Source organism: Streptomyces sp. NPDC057702 (genome assembly GCF_042799315.1).
In the GTDB taxonomy this organism is placed as follows: Bacteria; Actinomycetota; Actinomycetes; order Streptomycetales; family Streptomycetaceae; genus Streptomyces.
Genome location: NZ_JBHVJC010000003.1, coordinates 95,908 through 118,346, shown reverse-complemented (window position 1 = coordinate 118,346; position 22,439 = coordinate 95,908). Strand labels below are relative to the sequence as shown.

13 protein-coding genes are annotated in these 22,439 nt (G+C 73.1%); 2 read left to right on the top strand and 11 right to left on the bottom strand.

Annotated elements, in window-relative coordinates; all coding sequences use genetic code 11:
• Positions 1-6 precede the first annotated feature (6 nt).
• From ACFVFR_RS02820 to ACFVFR_RS02775, 10 genes are all read right to left on the bottom strand, one after another.
• Complete coding sequence (locus ACFVFR_RS02820; protein WP_383697460.1) at positions 7-1,308, bottom strand: O-antigen ligase domain-containing protein; 1,302 nt, start codon at positions 1,306-1,308, stop codon at positions 7-9.
• Positions 1,289-2,824: a right-handed parallel beta-helix repeat-containing protein gene (locus ACFVFR_RS02815; protein ID WP_383697458.1), complete on the bottom strand. Its 1,536-nt coding sequence runs from the start codon at positions 2,822-2,824 to the stop codon at positions 1,289-1,291. The genes ACFVFR_RS02820 and ACFVFR_RS02815 overlap by 20 nt, the downstream gene beginning before the upstream one ends.
• Positions 2,825-2,832: 8 nt before the next feature.
• Positions 2,833-4,818, bottom strand: coding sequence for an alginate lyase family protein (locus ACFVFR_RS02810; protein ID WP_383697457.1), 1,986 nt, complete (start codon positions 4,816-4,818; stop codon positions 2,833-2,835).
• On the bottom strand, positions 4,815-7,013 hold the full coding sequence (locus ACFVFR_RS02805; RefSeq protein ID WP_383697455.1) for a bi-domain-containing oxidoreductase: 2,199 nt from the start codon (positions 7,011-7,013) through the stop codon (positions 4,815-4,817). Before ACFVFR_RS02805 ends, ACFVFR_RS02810 begins: the two co-directional genes overlap by 4 nt.
• Before the next feature lie 26 nt (positions 7,014-7,039).
• On the bottom strand, positions 7,040-8,968 hold the full coding sequence (asnB, locus tag ACFVFR_RS02800) for an asparagine synthase (glutamine-hydrolyzing) (protein WP_383697453.1): 1,929 nt from the start codon (positions 8,966-8,968) through the stop codon (positions 7,040-7,042).
• Between the two features lie 2 nt (positions 8,969-8,970).
• Positions 8,971-10,542 (bottom strand): Wzz/FepE/Etk N-terminal domain-containing protein, encoded by a 1,572-nt coding sequence (locus ACFVFR_RS02795; protein WP_383697451.1) that lies wholly within the window; start codon positions 10,540-10,542, stop codon positions 8,971-8,973.
• A complete protein-coding gene (locus ACFVFR_RS02790) occupies positions 10,539-11,930 on the bottom strand; it encodes a Wzz/FepE/Etk N-terminal domain-containing protein (protein ID WP_383697449.1) in 1,392 nt (463 codons plus the stop codon). Before ACFVFR_RS02790 ends, ACFVFR_RS02795 begins: the two co-directional genes overlap by 4 nt.
• Positions 11,927-13,192, bottom strand: coding sequence for a glycosyltransferase family 4 protein (locus ACFVFR_RS02785; protein ID WP_383697448.1), 1,266 nt, complete (start codon positions 13,190-13,192; stop codon positions 11,927-11,929). The genes ACFVFR_RS02790 and ACFVFR_RS02785 overlap by 4 nt, the downstream gene beginning before the upstream one ends.
• On the bottom strand, positions 13,182-14,498 hold the full coding sequence (locus ACFVFR_RS02780) for a nucleotide sugar dehydrogenase (RefSeq protein WP_383697446.1): 1,317 nt from the start codon (positions 14,496-14,498) through the stop codon (positions 13,182-13,184). Before ACFVFR_RS02780 ends, ACFVFR_RS02785 begins: the two co-directional genes overlap by 11 nt.
• 70 nt (positions 14,499-14,568) lie before the next feature.
• Positions 14,569-16,047 carry a sugar transferase gene (locus ACFVFR_RS02775; protein ID WP_383697444.1) on the bottom strand — a complete coding sequence of 493 codons (1,479 nt, stop codon included), beginning with the start codon at positions 16,045-16,047 and terminating at the stop codon, positions 14,569-14,571.
• A 1,231-nt stretch (positions 16,048-17,278) separates the two neighbouring features.
• Between ACFVFR_RS02775 and ACFVFR_RS02770 the strand changes: the two genes are divergently transcribed.
• Together ACFVFR_RS02770 and ACFVFR_RS02765 are read left to right on the top strand one after the other, a co-directional pair.
• Entirely contained in the window at positions 17,279-18,889 is a 1,611-nt protein-coding gene (locus ACFVFR_RS02770) for an alkaline phosphatase D family protein (protein ID WP_383697442.1), read from the top strand.
• 651 nt (positions 18,890-19,540) lie between these two features.
• A complete protein-coding gene (locus ACFVFR_RS02765; RefSeq protein WP_383697441.1) occupies positions 19,541-21,160 on the top strand; it encodes a M4 family metallopeptidase in 1,620 nt (539 codons plus the stop codon).
• Between the two features lie 90 nt (positions 21,161-21,250).
• Here the strand turns inward: ACFVFR_RS02765 and sbnA are convergent, their stop codons facing one another.
• On the bottom strand, positions 21,251-22,408 hold the full coding sequence (gene sbnA / locus ACFVFR_RS02760; protein WP_383697439.1) for a 2,3-diaminopropionate biosynthesis protein SbnA: 1,158 nt from the start codon (positions 22,406-22,408) through the stop codon (positions 21,251-21,253).
• Positions 22,409-22,439 lie beyond the last annotated feature (31 nt).

Genomic DNA, 22,439 nt, shown 5'->3' with positions numbered 1-22,439 from the left:
GGTTGGTCACCTCCGGTCCTGGGCCCAGCTCGGAACGCGCCGGCGCACGCGCGCGGGCGACAGGGGGGACGGGGCCGTGGCGGGCGCCGTCAACAGCGAGGCGGCCACGGCCAGGTGCAGCAGATAGGGCGAGGCGTCACCCAGCCCGGCCTCGGTGTACGAGGAGATCGCGCAGTAGCTGATCAGGAAGATCGCGCAGGCCCTCGGCAGCGACGGAGGCCGCAGCAGCGCGACGCCGCCGAGCACCAACAGGATCGCCGCCACCAGCACGATGCCGGTCAGTCCCTGCTCGTGGTAGACGGCCAGCCAGCTGTTGTCGATGGGCAGCCCGCCGAACGACTTGTCACCCAGGCCCGTGCCCAGCGCCCGCTCGGTCGTCGAGCGCGGCTGCGCCAGCAGGGCGTCCCACACCTTGGCCCGGCCGGTGAGGCTGGAGAAGTTCTCCTGGCTCTGCCCGCGCAGGAACCAGGCCCGCAGCGCGGGCGCGAACCCCACCGCCGCCACCGTGGCGCACACCACCGCCCAGGTGAAGAAGCGGCGGGCGGCGGCGCTGGTCAGCACGAGCGAGCCGATCGCCAGTGCCAACCCGATGAGCAGGCCGATGGTGGCCGTACGGGTGTGGGTCAGCGCGAGCAGCACGAGCGTGGGCACGATGACCAGCGCCGCGCTGCCGCCGGTGGTGTGCCGGCCCAGCACGAGCAGCACGGTCAGTCCGATGACCACGGCGGCGTACTGGCCGATCTGCGGCGGGGTCAGCGGCCACAGCGCGCCGACCAGCCGCCCGCCGTACAACTCGGGCATGGCCGCGCCGGGCGAGATGGCCAGCCCGGCCGCCGCCGTCCCCAACACCGCGAAGTACAGCCGGATATGGCTGCGGACGAACGCGAGGCCGCCGTCCCACCAGCGGCTGAGCAGCCACAGCGTGCCGACGAAGAGGCCCAGCCGGGTGCAGCGGAACAGCGCGCCCAGCCCCGGCCCCGCCTGCACGCTGGCGATCAGGCTCGGCACCAGCAGCAGCGTGAGTAGCAGCAGGAAGGCGCTGGCGCGCACGCGCAGCCGCGGGTTGAGCGCCAGGGCCAGCGCGAACGCGGCGACCAGCGCGCCCATGGTCACCATCTGGATCAGGGAACGGGGCAGCGGGAGGATGGTCTTCGCGCCGGCGGAGCCGAGCGTGTTGAGGACCAGCAACCCCCACACGACGCCGACGAGCCTGGGTGTGCCGGCGGTGCCGGCGCCGGCCTGGGCGTCGGGTCCCGTCGCTCCGCCGGGCGGCGCGCTCTCACGCGGGTCAGCGTCCACCGTCACCACCGGCCCGGGTGTCCAGGGTGCTGCCCGCGTCCTGCTCGTAGGGCGCGCCCCGCCACCGCGCGAAGTCCAGCACCCGGCTCGTGTCGTGGGCGACGAACCGCCACGGGCCCAGGTAGGCGTTGTCGTGCCAGCGGTTGCCCTGCCGGTGGGTGATCGCCTGGGCCACCCGCTGCCCCTGGTACGGGGACCAGTCCGGGTAGGTGCCGTAGTTGGCCAACACCGCCATCCGGTCGCACCCCCGCTCGCACCGCAGGACGGAGGGGTCGAGCACGAAGCGGTTGTCGTGGATGTCCACCCGCTGGGTGCGCCACCGGCAGTCGGCGTACAGCGGCGCGGAGGCGATGCCCGGCCGCGCGCAGCGCTCGGTGCGCGGCACCAGCAGCGTGCAGTCGCCGAAGGAGGTGTTGGCCGGGCTGTTGCAGAACCGGTCGGCGTTCTCCCACAGGGTGATGCCGGACCAGTTGTTCTCCAGCACGTTCCGGGAGACCTCGACCTTGTCCGTGCGGGCCCGGACCCGTGGTTCGCCGCCGGACTCGGACAGGTAGAGCGTCCCGTACGGGAAGTCGTCGCCACGCTCGGCCCCCCGACGGCCCTCGACCCAGTTGTTGCGCCGGATCGTGTTGCCCCGGATGACCGCGTTGTAGCTGGTCTCGTAGATCAGCGCGGCGCCGTCGTTGGCGTCGAGCACGTTGCCCTCGATGCGGAAGTCGTTGTTGTTGGTGTCCGCCCACAGGCCGGTTCCCCGGTTGTCGTGCACCCAGTTGCCCCGGATGTCGGCGCCGTCCACGGCCCAGAACTTGGCGCCGCCGGTGCAGCCGCAGCCCGGCCGCCGCCGCTCCCAGTCGTCGGTGTTGTTGCCCACGATCTCGTTGCCCTCGACCACCAGGTCCCGGATGGAGTCACCGGCCTTGTACGCGTTGAGCCCGTACTGCCCGTTGGCCCGCAGACAGGTGGCGCGCACCCGCTGGCGGGCGCCGGCCATCAGCCCGGCACCGGAGTTGTGCTCGACTCTCGCGTGCTCGATCACCCACCCGTCCGCCGAGTCGTGGTTGACCACACCCTCGTCGTGCGGCGCGACGAAACGCCGCACGGTCAGATGGCCGATGGTGACGTCACGGGCGGTGCCGCCGAACGCGTACTGGTTGGTCCGACGCCCGTCCAGCACCGCGCCCGGCGCGCCCAGATAGCGGTTCCCCTCCTTGGGCACCACCTGGGCGTAGCGGTGCGGTTCGAGCCGGTGGGTGCCCGGACGCAGCCAGAACGTGGTGTGCGGCGGGCTGTTCCGGGTCTTGGCGGCCAGGTCGTCCACCACCGCGGGATCCACGGTCACCGCGCCCGCCGGCGCCTTCGCCGGCCCGGCCACCGGCCGCGCGCACACCCGGGCCAGGGACCCGGGCGCGGTCGGCGACGGCGCGCCGGTCGGTTCCGCCGGAGCGTCGGAGGTGCCCACACAGCCGGCGGTCAGCAGGCCCAGCGCCACCAGTGGCACGGCCCGACTTCGCCAGGTGATCCCCACGCGACCCCCTAGCCGTGGAACCTGAGCACGGTGGTGAACCCGCCCGACAGCGCGGCGCCACCGGTCAGGCCGGTGCCGACCAGGGTGGTGGCGGGTTCCTTGCGCCCGAAGCCGGCGGAGTACCAGCCCAGCGGCGGGTCGCTCTCGCCACGGTGCGCCCGCCAGCTCAGCTGTGCCGGCAGGTCGAGCACGGCGGAGCGGTCCACCCCGTCCCGGGTCCAGCCGAGCACCGCCCGATGGCCCTCCAGACGGGCGGTGACGGTCGGCCCGAGGTGGAAGGCGAGCCGCGCGGCCCGGGGCGGTCCGCTCACCTCGTCCAGCACGCGCAACTCCCCGCTGCTGGAGTCCAGTTCGACCCGGCGGCGGTGAACGCAACCCTGGTACCCGTCGTGCTCGGCACACCAGCGGGAGGTCCCCCCGGTGGCGGCGCCCGAGGTGTCCGCGACCAGGACCCGGCTGCGAGCCTGCCGGGTCCACAGGAACGGGCCGCCGGAGACGGACTGGTCGAGACCGTCCAGGGACAGGGTGTTGTGGCCGAGGGTGGAGCGGAAGTACCGCCGCCACTCGGGCTGCCCGTGGTAGCAGTACGTCCCCGGGTCGGCGAGCACGTCGACGCCCTCGTGCCGGACCTCCACGGACAGCGCGTCCGCGTGGGCGTGCGCGGCGATGGACAGGAAGCCGTGCGGGCCACCGTCACAGCGGCACCAGATGCCACCCGGGCCGCGCAGCACGGTCAGCCCCGCGTCGGCGAAGTGGGCCGGCCGGCTGGCCGGGCGCAGCACCGACGGCGCGATGCCCTCGCGCGCGCGGGAGCGTACGAGCGCGGCCAGCAGCGGGGTGCGCACATCGGTACCGGTCACCGCCGGCCACCAGGCCAGCCGGCCGAACACGGCGTCCCCGGTGGCCAGCAGTGAGCCCCAGCGGTCGGTGCCGGCGCCGTCCACGACCAGGCCGTGCCCGTCGTCCGCGTCCCCCTGGCGCGGCGGGCGCAGCCGCTCGTCCACGACGGCCGCCAGCGCGTCGGTCATGCGCAGCAGCACCAGGTGGGTGGAGGCGGGCACCGGCACGCCGGCGACGTCCGCCTCGGCCACCGCGGCCAGGCCCAGCTCCAGCACGAGCCCGTGGTACTCGGTGGCCAGCTCGCGGTTGAGGCCACTGGCGAAGGTGTTGGTCCGCAGGTGTCGGTCCAGCGAGCGCAGCGCGTCCCGCCGCCAGCGCGCCGAGGCCGGGAACCAGTCGAACGCGCAGGCCGCGGCGAACTGCCCGGCGGCCTCGGCGATGACGTGGTTGTTCGCCGACGACCCCCGGCTGGGAAAGGCGGCCAGCCAGCGCTGGTGGTGCCAGATCTGCCCGAGCGCCACCGGGTTGGCCTCGAACAGCCCGGCCACGCCCGGCCAGGTGTGCAGCAGCCGGCGAATCCACACCCAGGACAGCAGCCGGATGCCCAGCTCGATGCCGCTGACCCAGTGCACCCCGCGCAACGGAGGGTTGGCCGCCCACCACGACCGCAGATGCGCGGCCACGCGCTCGGCGTACCGCTCGTCCTCGGTGATCGCGTAGGCGGCGGCCAGGATGGTCAGGTACTGGTGCCGGGACGGCTCCCAGAGCTGCTTGACGTCCCCGACCGCGTCCTCGCTGCGGTACGGCACGTCGAAGGCGTAACCCGAGGGGGCGCGGCGCCCGGTCTTCGGGTCGTACGACCAGTCCGGGTCGACGAGGTCGTCGCGAGCCACCCCGAAGAACTCCGCGTGTCCGGCCAGCAGTCGGTCCGCCTCGGCGACCAGCCGCTTCGCGGCGTCCGGCGGCACGGCGGCCAGCGTCCCGGCGGGCAGGGCCGCGGTGAACCGGGCGTCGCTCACGCGCGGGGCGGCGGGCAGCGCCGCGCGCCACCGCCGCCGACGCACCGTGTCACCCACCCGGCCGCCGACCTCGCGCGGCCCCATCCGGGACAGCCGCCGCAGGTACCAGCCCGCGCTGCCCGAGCGCACCGTCATCGCGTCCTCGCAAGCGTCACCGGCGCGCCGCCGACCAGGCTGGCCCGCACCGCGAGGGTGGCCGCCGTGGTGGCGGTCAGCGACTCCAGCGACACCGGCATCGGCCCGCCGGTGCGCACGGCCCGCACGAAGGCGGCCAGTTGGGCCGCCTGGCCCTTGTCCCGGGCCTTGGGCAGCCGCGAACTGACCCACCGCCGGTCGGCGTAGACCGAGGCGCGGACGAAGTCGTCCAGCCGCAGCACCCTGCCGTCGGCGACCAGGTCGAGGGTCTCCTTGGGGAAGCCGGCCGCGCCGGTGGTGACGTAGCTGACGGTGGCGGTGGACCCGTCCGGGTAGCGCAGCACGATCTGCAGGTCCTCGCTGCCGGGCGGGGCCACGGCGTACACCGAGATCGGGTCGGCCGCCAGCAGCCAGCTCACCGTGTCGAGGAAGTGGCCGCCCTCGCCGGCGAACCGCGTGCCCTCGGTGCGCTCCTTGAGGTACCAGCTGCCGTGCTCCAGGCGTCCCGCGTTGATCAGGTAGCGCACGCTGGCCGGGCCGCCGCGGGCGCCGAAGCGCGTTCTGGCCTCCTGGAGCAGCGGCGCGAAGCGGCGGTTGAAGCCCACCTGGAGTCGGTCGTTGCCGGACTCCTCCACCGCCGCGAGCACGCCGGCCAACTCGTCCTCGGTGAGCGCCAGTGGCTTCTCCACGAACACCGCCTTGCCGGCCAGCAGCGCCCTGCGGGTCAGTTCGGCGTGCGAGCTGTGCCGGGTGACCACGAACACCGCGTCGATGGCCGGGTCGTCCAGTGCCGCGTCGAGGTCGGTGGAGGCCGCGGTGAAGCCGAACTTGCGCTTGGCGTTGGCGGCGGACAGCGCCGTGGTGGTCACGACCCGGGCCAACTCGACGCCCGCGCGCTGGGCCAGGTGCGGCAGCAGCATCGACGTGGCGTAGTTGCCTGCGCCGACGAACGCCAGCCGCACCGTCGACCTGACCGGTCGGGCCGGGCCGGCGGCCGGGCCGGTGCGCCGCACCGCGGGCACGGCCACCGTCGCGGGCGGCTTTGCCTCGGCCCGGCCGGGCCGGTCGTCCTGGCCGGGGTAGCGGAACAGCACCGCCACGGCCTTCAGTTCGCCCTCACCCAGGCGCTGGTAGGTGTCGACCGCGTCGTCGAAGTCGGCTACGTGGGAGACCAGGGGCTCCACGTCGACGCGGCCCCGGGCCAGCAGGTCCAGGAAGCACGCCAGGTTGCGGCGCTCGGTCCAGCGCACGTAGCCGATCGGGTAGTCCCGCCCCTCCAGCTCGTACTCCGGGTCGTAGCGCCCGGGGCCGTAGCTGCGGGAGAAGCGGACGTCCAGCTCCTTCTCGTAGTACGCGTTCCACGGCAGGTCCAGGCGGGTCTTGCCGATGTCGACGACCCGGCCCCGGTCGCGGCTGAGCCGGGCGGCCAGCTCGACGGGCTGGTTGCTGTCACCACCGGCGGCCAGGTACACCTGATCCACCCCGTGCCCGTCGGTCAGCTCGGCCACCGCGCTGGCCACGGCCGCGGACGCCGGATCGTCGCAGGCCGTGGCGCCCAGCCGGGTGGCCAGCTCGCAGCGCGCCGGGTCGGGGTCGACGCCCACCACGCGCACCCCCGAGGCGACCAGCAGCTGGACCACCAGCTGCCCGATCAGGCCCAGCCCGATGACCAGCGCCACGTCACCCAGCTGGGACTCGCCCCGGCGCACACCCTGCATCGCGATCGACCCGACGGTGCCGAAGGCCGCGTGCCGTGGCGCGAGACCGTCCGGCACCCGGGCGTAGAGGTTCTGGGGCACCCAGTTCAGCTCGGCGTGCAGCGCGTGCTCGTTGCCGGCACAGGCCACCAGGTCGCCGACGGCCACGTCGTCGACCCCGGCGCCGACCTGCTCGACCACCCCGCACAGCGAGTAACCCAACGGCGTGTACGAGTCCAGCTTGCCCATCACCTTGCGGTAGGTGGCGGGTACCCCGTTGGTGGCCACGCTCTGCATGACCTTGGCCACCTGGTCCGGTCGCGAACGGGCCTTGCCCACCATCGACATGCCCGCCTCGGACACCTTCATCAGCTCGGTCCCGGTGGAGATCAGCGAGTACGCGCTGCGGACCAGCACCCCACCGGGCTTGCACCCCGGCACCGGCACGTCGAGCAGCGCCAGCTCGCCGCTCTTGTAGTTCTGCACAACCTGTTTCACCCGAGCTCCTCGTGATGTCTTCGCTGTCAGGCCGACTGGCTCCGGCCGCTGCCGGAGATCGCGCCGCGGTACCAGTACTCAAGGGTCAGCACGTGCCACAGATGTTTGGAGAAGTCCCGCTGCCCGGCCGCGTCCTCGGCGACCATCCGCGCCAGCGCCTCGCGGCGCAGCAGCCCGGAGCGGACCAGTTCGCCGTCGTGCACCACCTCGCGCACCAGCGGCGCCAGGTCCCGACTCATCCAGGCCCGCAACGGGGCGCTGAACAGGCCCTTGGGCCGGTAGACGATCTCCCGGGGCAGCACCGAGGTGGCCGCCTCCTTCAGAACGGCCTTGCCCTGCCGGCCGACGATCTTGCGATCGCCGGGCACGGCGAACGCCGCCCTGACCACCTCCACGTCCACGTACGGAACGCGTACCTCCGTCGAGGCGGCCATGCTGGAGCGGTCGGTGTACGCGAGGTTCAGGCCCGGCAGGAACATCCGCGCGTCGCCCAGGCACATCCGGTTGACGAAGTCGTCGAGGTCGTTGTCCGCGTAGAGGTCCGCGTGTTCCGTCAGCACCTCGTCGACCGCCGGGGCCAGGTCCGGGTTGACCAGCCCCAGCAGCTCGCCCCGGTCGTACATGGTGTAGCTGCGTCGGAACGCGGTCTCCTCGGGCAGGTCGGCGAAGGACAGGAACCGCTTGGCGAACCGCACCGACCGCAGCCCCCGGCGGGAGGTGGCGACCGGCAGCCGGTCCACCACGCGCGACAGGCCGCGCCGCAGGGGGCGCGGCACGCGCTGGTAGCGCAGCGCGAGCAGGTTGGCCAGGTGCTTGCGGTAGCCGGCGAACAACTCGTCCGCGCCCATCCCCGAGAGCATCACCTTCACCCCGGCCTGGCGGGCGGCCGAGCAGATCAGGAAGGTGTTGATGGCGGCCGGGTCACCGATCGGCTCGTCCAGCTGGTGCGTCATCCGGGGCAGCAGGTCCAGGACGTCCGGCGCGATCTCGATCTCCTTCAGGTCGACGCCGAACCGCTCGGCCACCCGTCGGGCGTAGCGCAGGTCGTCCGGCATCGCCTCGAACCTGGCGTCCTCGGCGCGGAACCCGATCGTGTACGCGGAGATGCCGGGCCGCTCGCGGGCGGCCAGCGCGGTCAGATAGCTGGAGTCCAGGCCGCCGGAGAGGAAGGTCGCCACCGGCACGTCGGAGACCAGGTGCCGCCGGTTGGACTCCTCGACCACGGCCGCCACGTCCGGCAGCTCGCCGCTACGGGCCCGCTCGCGGCCCTCGCTGGCCACCTGCCGCAGGTCCCAGAACCGGCCGCGCTCCACCCGGCCGTCGGCCCGGCACCGCAGCCAGCTCCCCGGCGGCAGCTTCTCCGCCTCGCGGAAGGCGCACCGCGAGTCCGGCACCCAGTAGTAGAGCAGCGAGGCCACCATGGCCGCGTGGTCCACCTCCAGCGTCCCGCCGCTGACCCCGGCCAGCGCCTTGAGCTCGGAGGCGAACATCAGGCCCCCGCCGCGCCGCAGCAGGAACAGCGGCTTGATGCCGAGCTGGTCACGTACGAGCACCAGGTCCCCGGTGCGCTCGTCGAAGACCGCGAAGGCGAACATGCCGCGCAGCCGGGGCAGGCAGTCGGTGCCCCAGCGCCGCCAGGCCGCCAACAGCACCTCGGTGTCGGAGGTGCCCCGGAAGCGCGCGCCGCCCGCCGCCAGCTCGGCGCGCAGCTCGGGCGCGTTGTACAGCTCGCCGTTGTACGTGAGCGAGAGGCCGTCGGAGACCATCGGCTGGGCGCCGGTCTCGGAAAGGTCGATGACGGCCAGCCGACGGTGTCCCAGGTGCACCTCGCCGTCGCCGGCGGGGTGGCTGTAGCGGCCGGCCCCGTCCGGGCCCCGGTGGGCGAGGAGGTCGGTGAGCCGGTCGGTCACGACCTTGCCGTCCGGCCACCGGTACGTACCTGCGATGCCACACATGTCTACCGCGCCTCCTGGTCGCTGTCCGGGACCCGAGCGGCCGGCATCGACGGCCGCTCCGCCCGGGGTGGGCCCGCCCTGTTCGGTCGGGCCAGCCGCCTGGTGCGGGGCCGGCCCGACTCGCTGTCGCGGGCCGGTGGTTCGAGGTGGCCGCGCAGCGCGGTGTGGAGCCCGTCCCACAGCGTGCCGTCGGTCCGATCCCCCGGGTCGGGGTCGATCAGCACCACACCCAGCACCGGAATGTGCTGGTCGGCGAGTTGCCGGGCCACGGTGTGCAGCCAGGCCGCGCTGCCGTGCCCGGCCCGTACGACGAGCACGGTCTGCTCGCCGAGGTAGCGCAGGTCGGTCCACGCCGTGCCGGGGGCGACCGAGCCGACGCCGATCCGGCGCACCTGGTCCGACACGGTCTCCGCCCGCTCGCCGCTGACCACGCTCACGTCCCGCGGCGGCTGGGCGCCGTGCGCGAGGTGCTGGCCGGGCAGGCCGTCGACGACGACCACCGGGCCCTCCGTCGCCAGGGCCTGGCCGACGGCGAGGGCGATGGCACCGGTGCTGCGCGCACAGCCGAGTTCCAGCAGCGACACGGGTTCGGCCGCGCCGCGCACGGCGCGGGCCACGGTCGCGGTCAGCCGGTCGCGCGCGGCCCGGGTGGCGCGGCGCTCCCAGCGCCCGCGCGCACGGCGGGGCGTACGGCGCCCCTCGGCGATCACCGAGGCGCCCAGGTTCGCCGCGATCTCCCGGCGCAGCACGGGGCGGTCCGCCACCACCGTGCCGACCGTGGCCAGCGCGAGCCCCAGGACGAGCCCGAGGACGAGGCCGATTCCGGCGTTGGTGACCAGGGCCCTGGACAGGGAGTACGGCACCGCGCGCGGGGCGTCCACGACCTGCGTGCCGGCGATGAGTCGGGGAGTGCCGGTGCGTGCCTCGGCGGCGCGCTGGTCGAAGTCGGCGATGCGTGAGTTGAGTTCGGAGCGGCGGGCGAACAGGGACTCGACGCTGGCCGACGCCTTGGGGTCGCTCTGCGGCGACCGGTCCCCGATCGTCTTGTTGACCTGGGCGAGCTCCGTGCGCAGGCGGTCCCGCTGGTCGAGGAGGGCCTTGGCCTCGGCCTGCGCGGCCTCCCGTATCCGTCGTACGTGGTCGGCGACGAACGCGTCGGCCAGCGCCCGGGCGCGGGCCACCGCCTCGGCCTCGCTGGCACCGCTCACGTCGATCTGGAGCAGGTTGTTGGTCAGACCGGTGCCCCGGTAGTCCCGCATGAAGTCCTCCGGTCTGGCCGTGGAGTCCAGGGACTTCAGGGCCGCGCCGGCGATCCGGGTGGTGTTCAGCAGCGCGACGTCGGTGCGGATCAGGGTTCCCATGTCGTTCGGCTGGTCCTCCCGGTGGACGACCAGCACCTTGGTCACCGCGGCCGGCGCCGGCGGCATCAAAACCGTCGCCACCGCGCCGACCAGCAGTCCGAGGAGGGCCAGGCAGACCCACAGGCGACGCCGTCTGCGGACGGCCACCACCAGCACCTGGAGGTCGAGCAGCGGAGTGGCCTGGGAGGACTCCGCGGTCGTGCTCGTGCTCACGCCGACCCTCCCGTCGCGTGACCGCGCACCGCGAGCGCCAGGGTGGCGCTGTCCGGGGGCTGGTCGCCCGACCGCGTCGGGCGGGCGCGGACCACACCGGCGACGACGACGCCGACGACCTCGTGCCCGCCGTCGGCGCACGCCCCGGCGATGCCGGCGAGCTCGCCCGCCGTGTGAGCGCCCGCGCCGAGCACGACCAGGGCACCGGTCTCGGTGTCCCGGTCGGGCACCACGGGCCGCGCCGCCGACACCTCCACCACCCGCAGCGCGGGCTGCCCGCCGCCGGACGCGCCGGTGGCCGGTTCGTTCCTGGCCTCGGCCACGAGCAGCCCGGCCGCCACCCGGGCGACCGCGTCACCCTCCGGCACGACCACCAACAGCCTTCGAGGTGAGGGCAGTTGGTCGCGAAGTCGGACGCACACCCGTCGGTAGCGCAGCCGTCTGCTGGCCTCGTCGCCGGAGGTCTGCGGGGCCGGTACGTCCCACCGCGCGTCCACGCCGAGCAGCCGGCGCACCCGGGCTCGCGGGCCGCCACCGCCCGCCCGGCCCGTGGCCTCCTGGGCGGGTACGTCGACGCTGCCCAGCGGGGGAGCGCCCAGCGCCGTGGCGATCTCCGCCTCGGTGCGCGGGCGACGGTTGGCCCGCGCGGCGGCCAGGTGCCCGACGGAGGCGAGCGCGAAGGCCAACAGCGCGCCGCCGATGACGAGGTGGGTCCTGGTCGGTGGCGCCGCACCGGTGGGACGGGTCGCCGGTCCCATGACGACCATGCCGGTCTTGTGGCTGGCCGGGTCGGCCTGGTCCAGCTTCTTCATGGCCTCCTCCAGCGCCGTACGCAGCTTCTCCAGCGCCGTGCGGGCCTGCACGCTCTCCACGGTGCGGCCCGGGTTCGCCGCGGTGGCCAGTTCGGTGATGCGACGGCTGGTCTGCGCGACCTTCTCGCGCAGCGCCTCGGGCCCGCTCGCCGTCTCGGTGCCGTCACCCGCCAGCCGGGCGGCGAACGCGACGAACTGCCGCGCCATCTGGTCGGCGAGCCGTTGCGCGCGCTCGGGCGAGCCGGCCGTCCCCGAGATCCTGATGATGTTGCCGTCGGTGACCTTGGCGCTCACCTGACCCCGCAGGTCACCACCGCTGACACCGGACCAGCCCAGCGCGGTGGCCGTCTGGTCGACCACCGTCGAACTGGTCACGATGTACGCCTGGGTCAGCAGTTCGCGCTCCTCCCACTGCCCCGGCAGCAGCACCGAGGCCGAGGCCGTGTAGCGCGGGGGGAACAGCACCGAGACGCCGTACCCCACCAGCGCGCCCAGCAGCGCCAGCAGGGTCAGCAGCCGCCAGCGCCGCTGGAACATCCGCCCGATCGTGACCAGGCGTATCGTGTCGTCGCTCAACGGTGCGGCCTCTTCCCGGCCCGGACCGGCGCGCGGCGCGCCACCGGGGTGTGGTCACGGCAGGCGGCGTCGTAGGCGGCGAGCAGCGAGCGTTGGGAGTTGCTCCAGGACAGCGGTCCGCTGATCCGCGCGCGGCCGATCTCGCCCATCCGGGCCCGCTGGTCCGGGTCGTCCAGCAGCAGCGCGATCAGCCGGGCGAACTCGGCCTCGTCGTTGGCCGGCGCGTAGTGGGCGGCGTCCCCGGCGGAGACGCGCGCCTCCCGCAGGTCGAACGAGACGACCGGTCGCCCCATGGCCATGTACTCCAGGACCTTGTTCATGGTGGACACGTCGTTGAGCGGGTTGCGCGGGTCGGGGGACAGGCACACGTCCGCGGTGGACAGGTAGCGCACCAGATCGGCGTCGGGAACGCGCCCGGTGAAGTGCACCTGGTCGGTCAGGCGGAGTCGCCGGGACAGCTCCACCATCGCCTCGAAGGCGTCCCCGGAGCCGACGAACACCGCGTGCCAGTCGGTCCGCCCCAGCTCGTCGCGCAGCCTGGCCAGGGCCCGCAGCGCGTAGTCGACGCCGTCCTGCGGGCCCATGACACCCAGATAGCACAGCAGATGCGGCTTGCCGCGCTTCAACTCGGGCTCTGGTGGGACGAGTTGGAACCGGTCGAGCTGCGGCGCGCTGCGCACCACGAAGACGTCATCGGGCCGCTTGCCGCCCCGGCTTACCGCCACCTCCCGGTAGCTCTCGTTGGTGGCGAGCACGATGTCCGCGGCCCGGTAGGTCAGCCGCTCCAGGGCGCGTACGGCGCGGTAGAGCAGGTCCTCGCCCCGGTCGAACCGCGACAGGTACAGCTCGGGCACCAGGTCGTGCTGGTCGAAGACGAACCGCGCCCCGCGCCGCTTGAGCCACAGGGCGGGCAGGAACAGCAGGTCGGGCGGGTTGCAGGCGTGCACGACGTCCACCGGGCCCACCCTGCGGGCCAGGCGAGCCGTGTGCCACAGCGCCGCCCCGTACTCCCGCAGGTAGCCGGCCGGGCCGCCGGTGGCCGCCCGCAGCGGGTAGCGGTGGACGTGTACCCCCTCGATCTCCGCCTCCGGCTCGGTGTCCCGCTTGCTGCCCTGCGGGCAGATGACGTGGACGTCCCAGCCGGCGTCGCGCAGCGTCGTGCACTCCTGCCACACCCGCCGGTCGAAGGGCACCGACAGGTTCTCCACCAGGATCAGCGCGCGTCGGCCCGGCCGCGCGGCGCCGGTCTGTTCACCAGGCAAGGCCCACGTACCCCGGCTCGGCCCGGCGCGCGTCGGCGTCGGGAAGGTGGACGAGGTCGATGAGCGCCGGGCCACCGCCGCGCGGCAGCGCCGCGAGGACGGCCGGGTCGCTGGTGCCCACCAGGCACACCTCGGCGTGCTCCAGCACCTCGGCGACGGAGTCCGCCAGGAGTTGCGCCAGGTGCGGCAGCCGGGTCTCGATGTACTCGCGGTTGGCGCCGAGCAGTCGGGACAGGCTGACGTTCGCGTCATGGATGCGCAGGTCGTACCCCTTGCCGAAGAGCCGCTCGGCCAGCTCGACCAGCGGGCTCTCCCGCAGGTCGTCGGTGCCGGGCTTGAAGGACAGCCCCAACAGGCCCACCCGGCGTTTGCCGGCCCGCTCCACCAGCTCCACCGCGCGTTGCAGATGCGCGGAGTTGGACGGCAGCACGTGGGAGAGGATGGGCACCGCGACGTCGGCCCGTTGCGCCGCGTGGACCAGGCTGCGCAGGTCCTTGGGCAGGCAGGAGCCGCCGAAGGCGAAACCGGGTCGCAGGTAGGCGGGGCTGATGTTCAGCTTGCGGTCGGCCATGAACACGTCCATGACCTGGTGCGAGTCCACCCCGAGTGCCTGGCACACCGCGCCCAGCTCGTTCGCGAAGCCGATCTTGAGGCCGTGGAAGGCGTTGTCCGCGTACTTGATGGCCTCGGCCGTGGGGATCGGCACTCGGAACACCTCGCCGGGTAAGTCCTCGTACAGCGCGCGCACCACGTCGCCGCTGGCCGTGTCGATCTCGCCGATGACGGTCTTGGGCGGGTCGAAGAAGTCCCGCACACTGGTGCCCTCGCGCAGGAACTCCGGGTTGACCGCGACCCCGAGGTCCACCCCGGCCGTGCCGCCGACGTACTTCTCCAGGATCGGCACCAACAGGTTCAGGCAGGTGCCCGGGAGCATGGTGGAGCGGAACACGACGGTGTGCCGGCCGCGCCGCTCGGCCAGCACGGCGCCGATCTCCTCGGTGACCCGTTCCAGGTAGGTGGTGGACAGGCTGCCGTTGGGCGCCGACGGCGTGCCCACGCAGACCAGCGACACCTCGCTGCCCGCGATCGCCTCGCTCACGTCGCTGGTGGCGCGCAGCGCCCCGCTGCCCACGACCTCGGCGATGAGTTCGCCGATCCGCTCCTCGACCACCGGGGCCTTGCCGTCGTTGACCAGGTCGACCTTCACCTGGTTCACGTCCACCCCGATGACCTGGTGTCCCATGCTGGCCAGGCACGCGGCCGACACGCAGCCCACGTAGCCGAGCCCGAAAACGCTGACCCTCATGACTCGTCCCTCCCCCCAGGCAGGCCCCGTGGGCCCGCGGTCCACGCGCTGGTCAAACGACCCCCGCGCATCAGTACGCCCCTTGTCCGTGCAGTACCGCCCGCAGCGTCTTCCACAAGATCACCGTGTCCAGGGCGAGCGACCAGTCCTCCACGTACCGCAGGTCGAGGCGGACCGCCTCCTCCCACGGCAGGTCGCTGCGCCCGCTGATCTGCCACAGGCCGGTGAGCCCGGGTTTGACCAGCAACCGCCGCCGGATGTCCGGTCCGTACGCGGCGGACTCCTCCGGCAGCGGGGGCCGTGGGCCCACGAGCGACATCGACCCGGCGAGCACGTTGACGAGCTGGGGCAGCTCGTCGATCGAGTAGCGGCGCAGGACCGTGCCGATCCGGGTCACCCGCGGGTCCCGGCGCAGCTTGAACAGCAACCCCGCGCCCTCGTTGCGATCCGCCAGCTCGGCGCGGGCCCGGTCGGCCCCGGCGACCATGGTGCGGAACTTGTAGAGGGTGAACTCGCGGCCGTCCTTGCCCACCCGGCGCTGGCGGTAGAACGCCCCGCCACGGCTGTCGACCAGGACGAGCAATCCGACCAGCACCATCAGGGGCGCGAACAGCAGCAGCAGGATCGCCGCGCCCAGCCGGTCGACGACCTCCTTGACCGCCCGCCGCCCCCCGGTGAAGGCCGGCATGCTCACCCGCAGCAGCGGCAGCCCGAGCACGGTGTCCACATGCAGCCTGGGCCCGGCCACCTCCATCAGCACGGGGGCCACGACCATCTCGGCGTCGCTGCCCTCCAGGTTCCAGGCCAGCCGTTGCAGGCGGTCCGGCGACCAGTGCGGGTCGGGTGTGACGGCGACGACGCGGTAGCCGTCGCGCCGGACGTGGTCGGCGACGTCCGTCAGCCGACCGACGACCGTCACCCCGTCCAGCTGGCCACCGTCGGCGCCGGTGCCCCGCGTCGTGCACACCGCGTCCACCCGCCAACCCAGGTGCGGGAACTTGCGGGTGCGGGTGATCAGGTCGTGCACGGTGGCCGGGCTCCCGGCGGCGAGCACCGGTCGCAGGCAGCGACCCTCCTTGCGCTGTCGGTGCAGCCACAGGCGCAGCAGATAGCGCGCGGTCAGGGTGGTGAGCGCGATCGCGGGGACCGCGACGAAGATCCAGAGCTTGATGTTGCGCGAGGTCAGGGCGATGCCGCCGAGCGCCAGGACGACGGTCGCGGTGAACAGCGCCCGCCCGAGCCGGCGGAACTCCTCGGCACCCTGGCCGAGCACGGCCGGCGCCCACGAGCGGCCCACGGCCAGCGCGCCCAGCACCAGGAGTTCGGTGCCGAAGGCGAGGATGCCCCACTTCTCGTGCCAGTTGGCCGCGTCCCGGGCCCCGAAGAAGTTGCCGATCGCCGCCACCACGAACGCGGTGGCCACGGTGTCACTGATGATCACGGTACGGCGGTACCGCTGCTCCCATTCGATCGCGGGTTGGCTGACTGTCCCGTTCGCCAGACGCCCGTGCGCTGGCGGAAACGGGCTGACTAACTCCCCCTGCCGCACAGAACCCCCCCAGGTCCCCAGTGGTGAGACGTGATCGCCTAAGACCGTTGCTCCGCTGGAGGCCCCCGCCCCCGCTGCTCTCCCTCTCGGAAGGCCCCCGCCTTCCGCGCATGACGATTCGGATCTTTCACCGGCACGTGAACAACCCGCTCCGACGGCAGTGGGCTCATGAGCCCTGCCGGACTCCCACGGTGGAACGAGACCTGTCGACACCCTGGGTGCTCCCCGCCCCGGGGTCCCGCTCAGGCTCCAAGAACTGATCACCCCGACGAGTGGCCCCGGGGACGACTGCTGCGGTCCGTGACGTCGGACCCATAGATCATTATTTGTCGCTTCGTGTCCGAACATCTGAAGCACGGTCAATCTAGAGCATCGGAGCCACGATGGAGAGGGGATGTGTGCAACTTGTGCGCGAGTTTTGAAACTGCACCATCAGATGTTGACCTTCCATGGGTTTAGTGGGATGGAAGTCAACTCCTGTGACGTGTGTGACGACTGTGCTGCCCTGACGCCCCCGTGCGCCCCGTAACGCCACCCGGACCGGAGCGCCACACGCCCCCAGCGCCGTCCCGCCCCCCGAGAACGCCAACCACCGCCCCAGCGTGCGGGGTTCGTCCCCGCGTGCCCGATCGGTCCCACCCTGCCGAGGCTCGGTCGCCGGGTCGGGTGGTCTCCGGCGATTGGCCGCTTTCCATGCACGGAGGCTGTCGCCGCCGGGAAGGGTGGGGGAGAGGTGGGGGAACAGTGAATCCGAGGCGGGTGGTGGGTGGGTGGAGCGGGAGGGGGACGTGAGGGTGGGTCGCCCTCCGCGCCGTGCGACCCGCACGTTCCCACGTGCTCACACCCGCTTACGCACCGCGATCGGCGCGGCTGGAACACAACTGTGCCTGGCGGGAGTTCCGACCCGTTGTGCCAGTTCAGCGGCGTTGTCGGCAGCGAGTCAGTCGATGCGGGTGGCGCGAAAATGCCCATAAGGGGGAGAGGAAGGGGGCACTCCGGTCGAACTGCCGCCGCGTCCGCTGCCGTTCGCGCCTCCGTGGCCCCCTGGCGTTCTGTTCCACCCGCCAGCGCAACCTGTGCTCGTGATCGTGGGCCAGTCCGTCGGCGGTACGGGGAACCGTGGGGACGCACACGCGTGAACGGGCCACTCCCCGTACCGGAGTCCGCCGGCGCCGTGTGTCCCGACGCCCCCTCCGCCGACCACTCGCGCGTCATCGAAGGGACCTGATCCGTGGATATCAGCAGACGTCGCCTGATCGGTGCCGCCGGTGTGACCGGTGCCGCACTCGGCCTGTTCAGCGCCGGTCTGAGCACCGGCGCGGCCTGGGCCGCCCCCCGCTACAAGGGCGACCCGTACCGTCTGGGCGTCGCCTCCGGCGACCCCGCCCCCGACGGCTTCGTCCTGTGGACCCGACTGGCCCCCGACCCGCTGGCCGTGGACAGCCGGGGTGGCATGCCCGAACGCAAGGTCGCCGTCGAGTGGCAGGTGGCCACCGACGAGCGGTTCCGTCACATCGTCCGCGTCGGCCTCGCCTGGGCCGTACCCGAACTCGCGCACTCCGTCCACGCCGAGGTCCACGGACTGCGCCCGGGTCGGGAGTACTTCTACCGCTTCCGCACCGGCGGCGCGATCAGCCCGGTCGGCCGCGCCCGCACCGCCCCCAACCCCTTCGGTTCCGGCCGGGGCTCCGAGGTGAAGTTCGCCTTCGCCTCCTGTCAGTGCTGGTACGAGGGCTTCTACACGGCCTACCGGCACATGGCCGCCGAGGACCTGGACTTCGTCGCGTTCCTCGGCGACTACCTGTACGAGGGGGGCGTGGGCGCCAACGCCGGTGTCCGTGACATGCAGTTGGACCCCTCGTACCAGCGCGAGACGTACACCCTCCCCGAGTACCGCAACCGCTACGCCCTCACCAAGCTGGACGTCGACCTCCAGGCCGCGCACGCCGCCTTCGCGTGGATCGTCACCTGGGACGACCACGAGATCGAGAACAACTGGGCCGGCGACATCGCCCAGGTCGACAAGGACGGCTTCCCTGACGACGACATCCCCTCCTTCCGCGCCCGCAAGGCGCGCGCCATGCAGGCGTACTACGAGCACCAGCCGCTGCGGCTGCCGCAGAAACCCCGGGGTCACCGCACCCGCATGTACCGGCGCCTGAACTTCGGCTCCGTCCTTGACCTGCACGTCCTGGACACCCGCGGCTACCGCGACGACCAGGTGGGCGGCGACGGCACCAAGCCCGGCTTCGACAAGGAGCGGCGCGAGAAGTCGCGCACCATGCTCGGCGCGGAGCAGGAGCGCTGGTTGCTGGGCGGCGCCGGCCGGTCCCACGCGACGTGGAACGTGCTCGCCAACCAGACCCTCATCGCCCAGGTCGACCAGGACCCTGACCCCGCGGTCCTCTCCTCCGGCCTGGACATGTGGGACGGCTACACGGCCGCCCGCGACCGGCTGCTCACCGGCTTCCACCGACGGGGTGTGAACAACCCGGTGGTGCTCACCGGCGACATCCACCGCAGCGTGGTCGCCGACCTCAAGCTGGACTTCGACAACCCCAAGTCACCCACCGTCGCCACGGAGTTCGCCGGTACGTCCATCACCTCTGGCAAGGACGGCGCCGCCATGGACAAGGTGGGCCGCGACTGGATGACGGAGGGTGTCAACCCGCACCTGAAGTGGCACAACGCCCAGCGCGGGTACACCCGGGTCCAGCTCAACCACCGTGAACTGCGGGCCGACTATCGCGTACTGCCGTTCGTGACCAAGCCGGGCGCGCCGGTGGAGACCGCCGCGTCGTTCCTGGTCAAGGCGGGTCGCCCCGGAGCCCAGCAGCTCTGACCCCCGGCACCGGGCGCCCCCGCCAGGCGGCGGTGCCCACACGGCGCGACGGGTGGGCCGTCTCCCACGGCCACCCGTCGCGCCGTCGCGTCCCCACCCGCCGCGGGCACCCCCGTACGCCAGCCGTCCAGCGCCCCGTACGCGCCTCGCGCCGAGTCACCCACCCCGCGTGGCGTACGCCGGACACCCCGCCCGGCCGCACCGCACCCTCCGCCCGGCTGTCGCTCCGCCCGGCCGCACCGCACCCCGCCGCACCCCCCGCCGCTCGGCGGCCCGGACCCGGCTTGGCCCGTCCGACCCGGCCGGGCGCGCACCGCCACCCGTCGCCTGGCCGCAGCGTCCAACTCCCGCGCCACGTGACCCCGTTGGGGGAGGCGGCCAGCCGGTCACCGCTGCCGCCTACGCGGGCCGCGTGTCGGGTGTGTCGCGGTCGTGTTGCCGGGACTTGGCGCCCACATGACCGCTCTTGTCCGCCCGTGAACGGACCTTGTGCGTCATGTGAACAACCACCCCGCCTATCGCCCTACACCGGACAGTCCCGTCATTTGGGGGCGTGACATGTGCGCGTCGCTCCGGGAACGTCATGCCTCGGCAAGGCCCTGACGCTCGTACGCCGGGCAGCACTCCAGCCGCCCGGCCTTCCCCACAGCCATGAGGAGATCAGCCGTGTCCGCCAACCCTCGCACCTCCTCCCGCGCCGCCCGCCGCAGAGGCCGCACGCTCGCCTTCTCCGGCGGCGCCGCCGCTCTCGCCGCCGCGCTCCTCGCCACCGGCGTCACCACCGGCACCGCGGGCGCCGCCACCAGCCACGCCACGGACACCGGGGCGTCGCGCACCGCCACCGTGCTCGGCCTGGGCGAGCGGGAGCAGCTCGTCGTCACGGACACCATCACCGACCGCGACGGCACCACGCACACCCGCTACGAGCGCACCTACGCCGGGCTCCCGGTGCTCGGCGGCGACCTGGTGGTGCACCGCGCCGCCGACGGCACCGTCACCGGCTCCACCCGGGCGACCAACCGCACCATCGCGGTCGACAGCCTCACCCCCAAGGTGACCCCGACCGCCGCCACCTCCCGCGCGCTGCGGGTGGCCAAGGCCGACCGCACGGCGCCCGGCGCCAAGAGCGACACCCCGCGCAAGGTGATCTGGGCCGCGACGGGCAAGCCCGTCCTCGCCTACGAGACCGTCGTACGCGGCGTCCAGGCCGACGGCACCCCCAGCCGGCTGCACGTGGTCACCGACGCCACCACCGGCCAGGAGCTCCACCGCTACCAGGCCATCCACAACGGCACCGGCACCAGCCAGTACAGCGGCAAGGTCCCGCTCACCACGCGCAAGTCGGGCAGCACCTACCAGCTCACCGACACCGCGCGCGGCGACCACAACACCTACGACCTCAAGGGCGGCACCAGCGGCCGAGGCACCCTGTTCACCGACGCCGACGACGTCTGGGGTGACGGCACGCCCGCCAACCGGCAGACCGCCGCCGTGGACGCCGCCTTCGGCGCGGCCACCACCTGGGACTTCTACAAGAACACCTTCGGCCGCAACGGCATCAAGAACGACGGCAAGGCCGCCTACAGCCGGGTCCACTACGGCAACAGCTACGTCAACGCCTTCTGGGACGACCAGGCGTTCGCCATCACCTACGGCGACGGCCAGGGCAACAAGAAGCCGCTGACCTCGCTGGACGTCGCGGGCCACGAGTTCAGCCACGGCGTCACCTCGGCCACGGCCGGCCTGCGGTACAGCGGCGAGTCCGGCGGTCTCAACGAGGCGACCTCCGACATCTTCGGCACCGGCGTCGAGTACGCCGCCAAGAACGCCAACGACCCGGGTGACTACCTGATCGGCGAGAAGATCGACATCCGGGGCGACGGCTCCCCGCTGCGCTACCAGGACAAGCCGAGCCGGGACGGCAGGTCCGCCGACTACTGGACCCCCGACGTCGGCAAGCTCGACGTGCACTACTCCTCCGGGGTCGCCAACCACTTCTTCTTCCTGCTCGCCGAGGGCAGCGGCAAGCGGGTCGTCGACGGCGTCTCCTACGACAGCCCCACCAAGGACGGCTCCACCATCACCGGCATCGGCCGGGACAAGGCCCTGCGGATCTGGTACAAGGCGCTGACCACGTACTTCACCTCCACCACCGACTACCGGGCGGCCCGCGCGGGCACCATCAAGGCCGCCAACGACCTCTACGGCGCAGGCGGTGTCGAGGCCAAGACCGTGGCCGCGGCCTGGACGGCCGTGGACGTCAAGGGCTGACCCACCACCGCGGCGCGCCCGCCAGGGGAGGCGCGCCGCGGGCAACCCCGCTCCGGGTGGCGGTGGGTCGACGGGCCCGCCGCCACCCGGTTACGGCGAGTCCACCTCCCCGCGGAGCGCGTTGATCCGCGGGGCGGCGGTGGCACCCCGTTCGCGAGCACCACCCCAGTCCCCCCGGTCGAACCCGGACCGGGGGGACCGCGCGCCACCCGCCTCGCGTCTGCCCTCGACCCGCACACCCGCCGGGTCGACCTCGTACGCCGGGCCGCCGACGCGCTCGGGCCCGCGCATGCCACGGTCGAGCACGTCGTCGCCGTAGGCCTCGCGCAACCACTGCGGGTGGTAGATCGTCTCCAGGTAGCGCTCGCCGAGGTCCGGGGCGATGGCCACCGAGGTCAGGTCGTGCGCGTCGTGCTGGTCGAGCCAGCGCTGCGCGCCACTGACCACCGTCCCGGTGGAGCCGCCGAACAGGAAGCCGCGCCGGGCCAGCCGGTGACAGGCCCGGATGGTGTCCGGCTCCTCGACGAGCACCACGTCATCCACGTACGACTCGTCGAGCAGCGCCGGGCGGACACTGGTGCCCAGGCCCGGGATCATCCGACGGCCCGACTCGCCGCCGAAGGTCACCGACCCCACGCTGTCCACCGCCACCACCCGCACCCGCCGGTTCAGCTTGCGGAAGTAGCGCGCGCAGCCCATCAGCGTCCCGGTGGTGCCGGCGCCGACGAACAGCACGTCCAGGCCCGGGAACTCGCGGGCGATGGCCGGCGCCGTCGTCCGGTAGTGGGCCTTCCAGTTGTCCGGGTTGGCGTACTGGTTGAGCCACACGTACCGGTCGTCGGCCGCGCACAGCTCCCGTACGTGGGCGATCCGCGCGCCCAACAGGCCGTTGCTGCTGGCGGGTTCGGCGATGACGTGCACCTGGCCGCCCAGCGCCTCGATGCTGCGGCGGGCCGACAGGTTGCAGCGGGCGTCGGTCACGCACACGAAGTCGTAACCCTTGCTCGCGGCGATGATGCTCAGCGCCACCCCCAGGTTCCCCGACGAGGACTCGACCAGGATGGACCCCGGTTTGAGCTGGCCGCTCCACTCGGCGGCCTCCACCATCTCCGTCGCCGCCTTCAGCTTGATCGACCCGGCGAAGTTGAAGCCCTCGCACTTCAGGAAGAGCGCGTGCCCCACGCTCGACTGGAGATCGACGTACAGCCCCTCCTCGTTGAAGTCGACCGGAGCAGAGATGACCGTCATGCCGCCCCCCTCGTCGTCAGGCGTGCTCGCG

Coding starts and splice junctions, on each gene's coding strand:
- ACFVFR_RS02810 (WP_383697457.1), bottom strand. CDS start 4,818: ATGACGGTGCGCTCGGGCAGCGCGGGCTGGTACCTGCGGCGGCTGTCC.
- asnB (WP_383697453.1), bottom strand. CDS start 8,968: ATGTGTGGCATCGCAGGTACGTACCGGTGGCCGGACGGCAAGGTCGTG.
- ACFVFR_RS02780 (WP_383697446.1), bottom strand. CDS start 14,498: ATGAGGGTCAGCGTTTTCGGGCTCGGCTACGTGGGCTGCGTGTCGGCC.
- ACFVFR_RS02765 (WP_383697441.1), top strand. CDS start 19,541: ATGAGGAGATCAGCCGTGTCCGCCAACCCTCGCACCTCCTCCCGCGCC.
- sbnA (WP_383697439.1), bottom strand. CDS start 22,408: ATGACGGTCATCTCTGCTCCGGTCGACTTCAACGAGGAGGGGCTGTAC.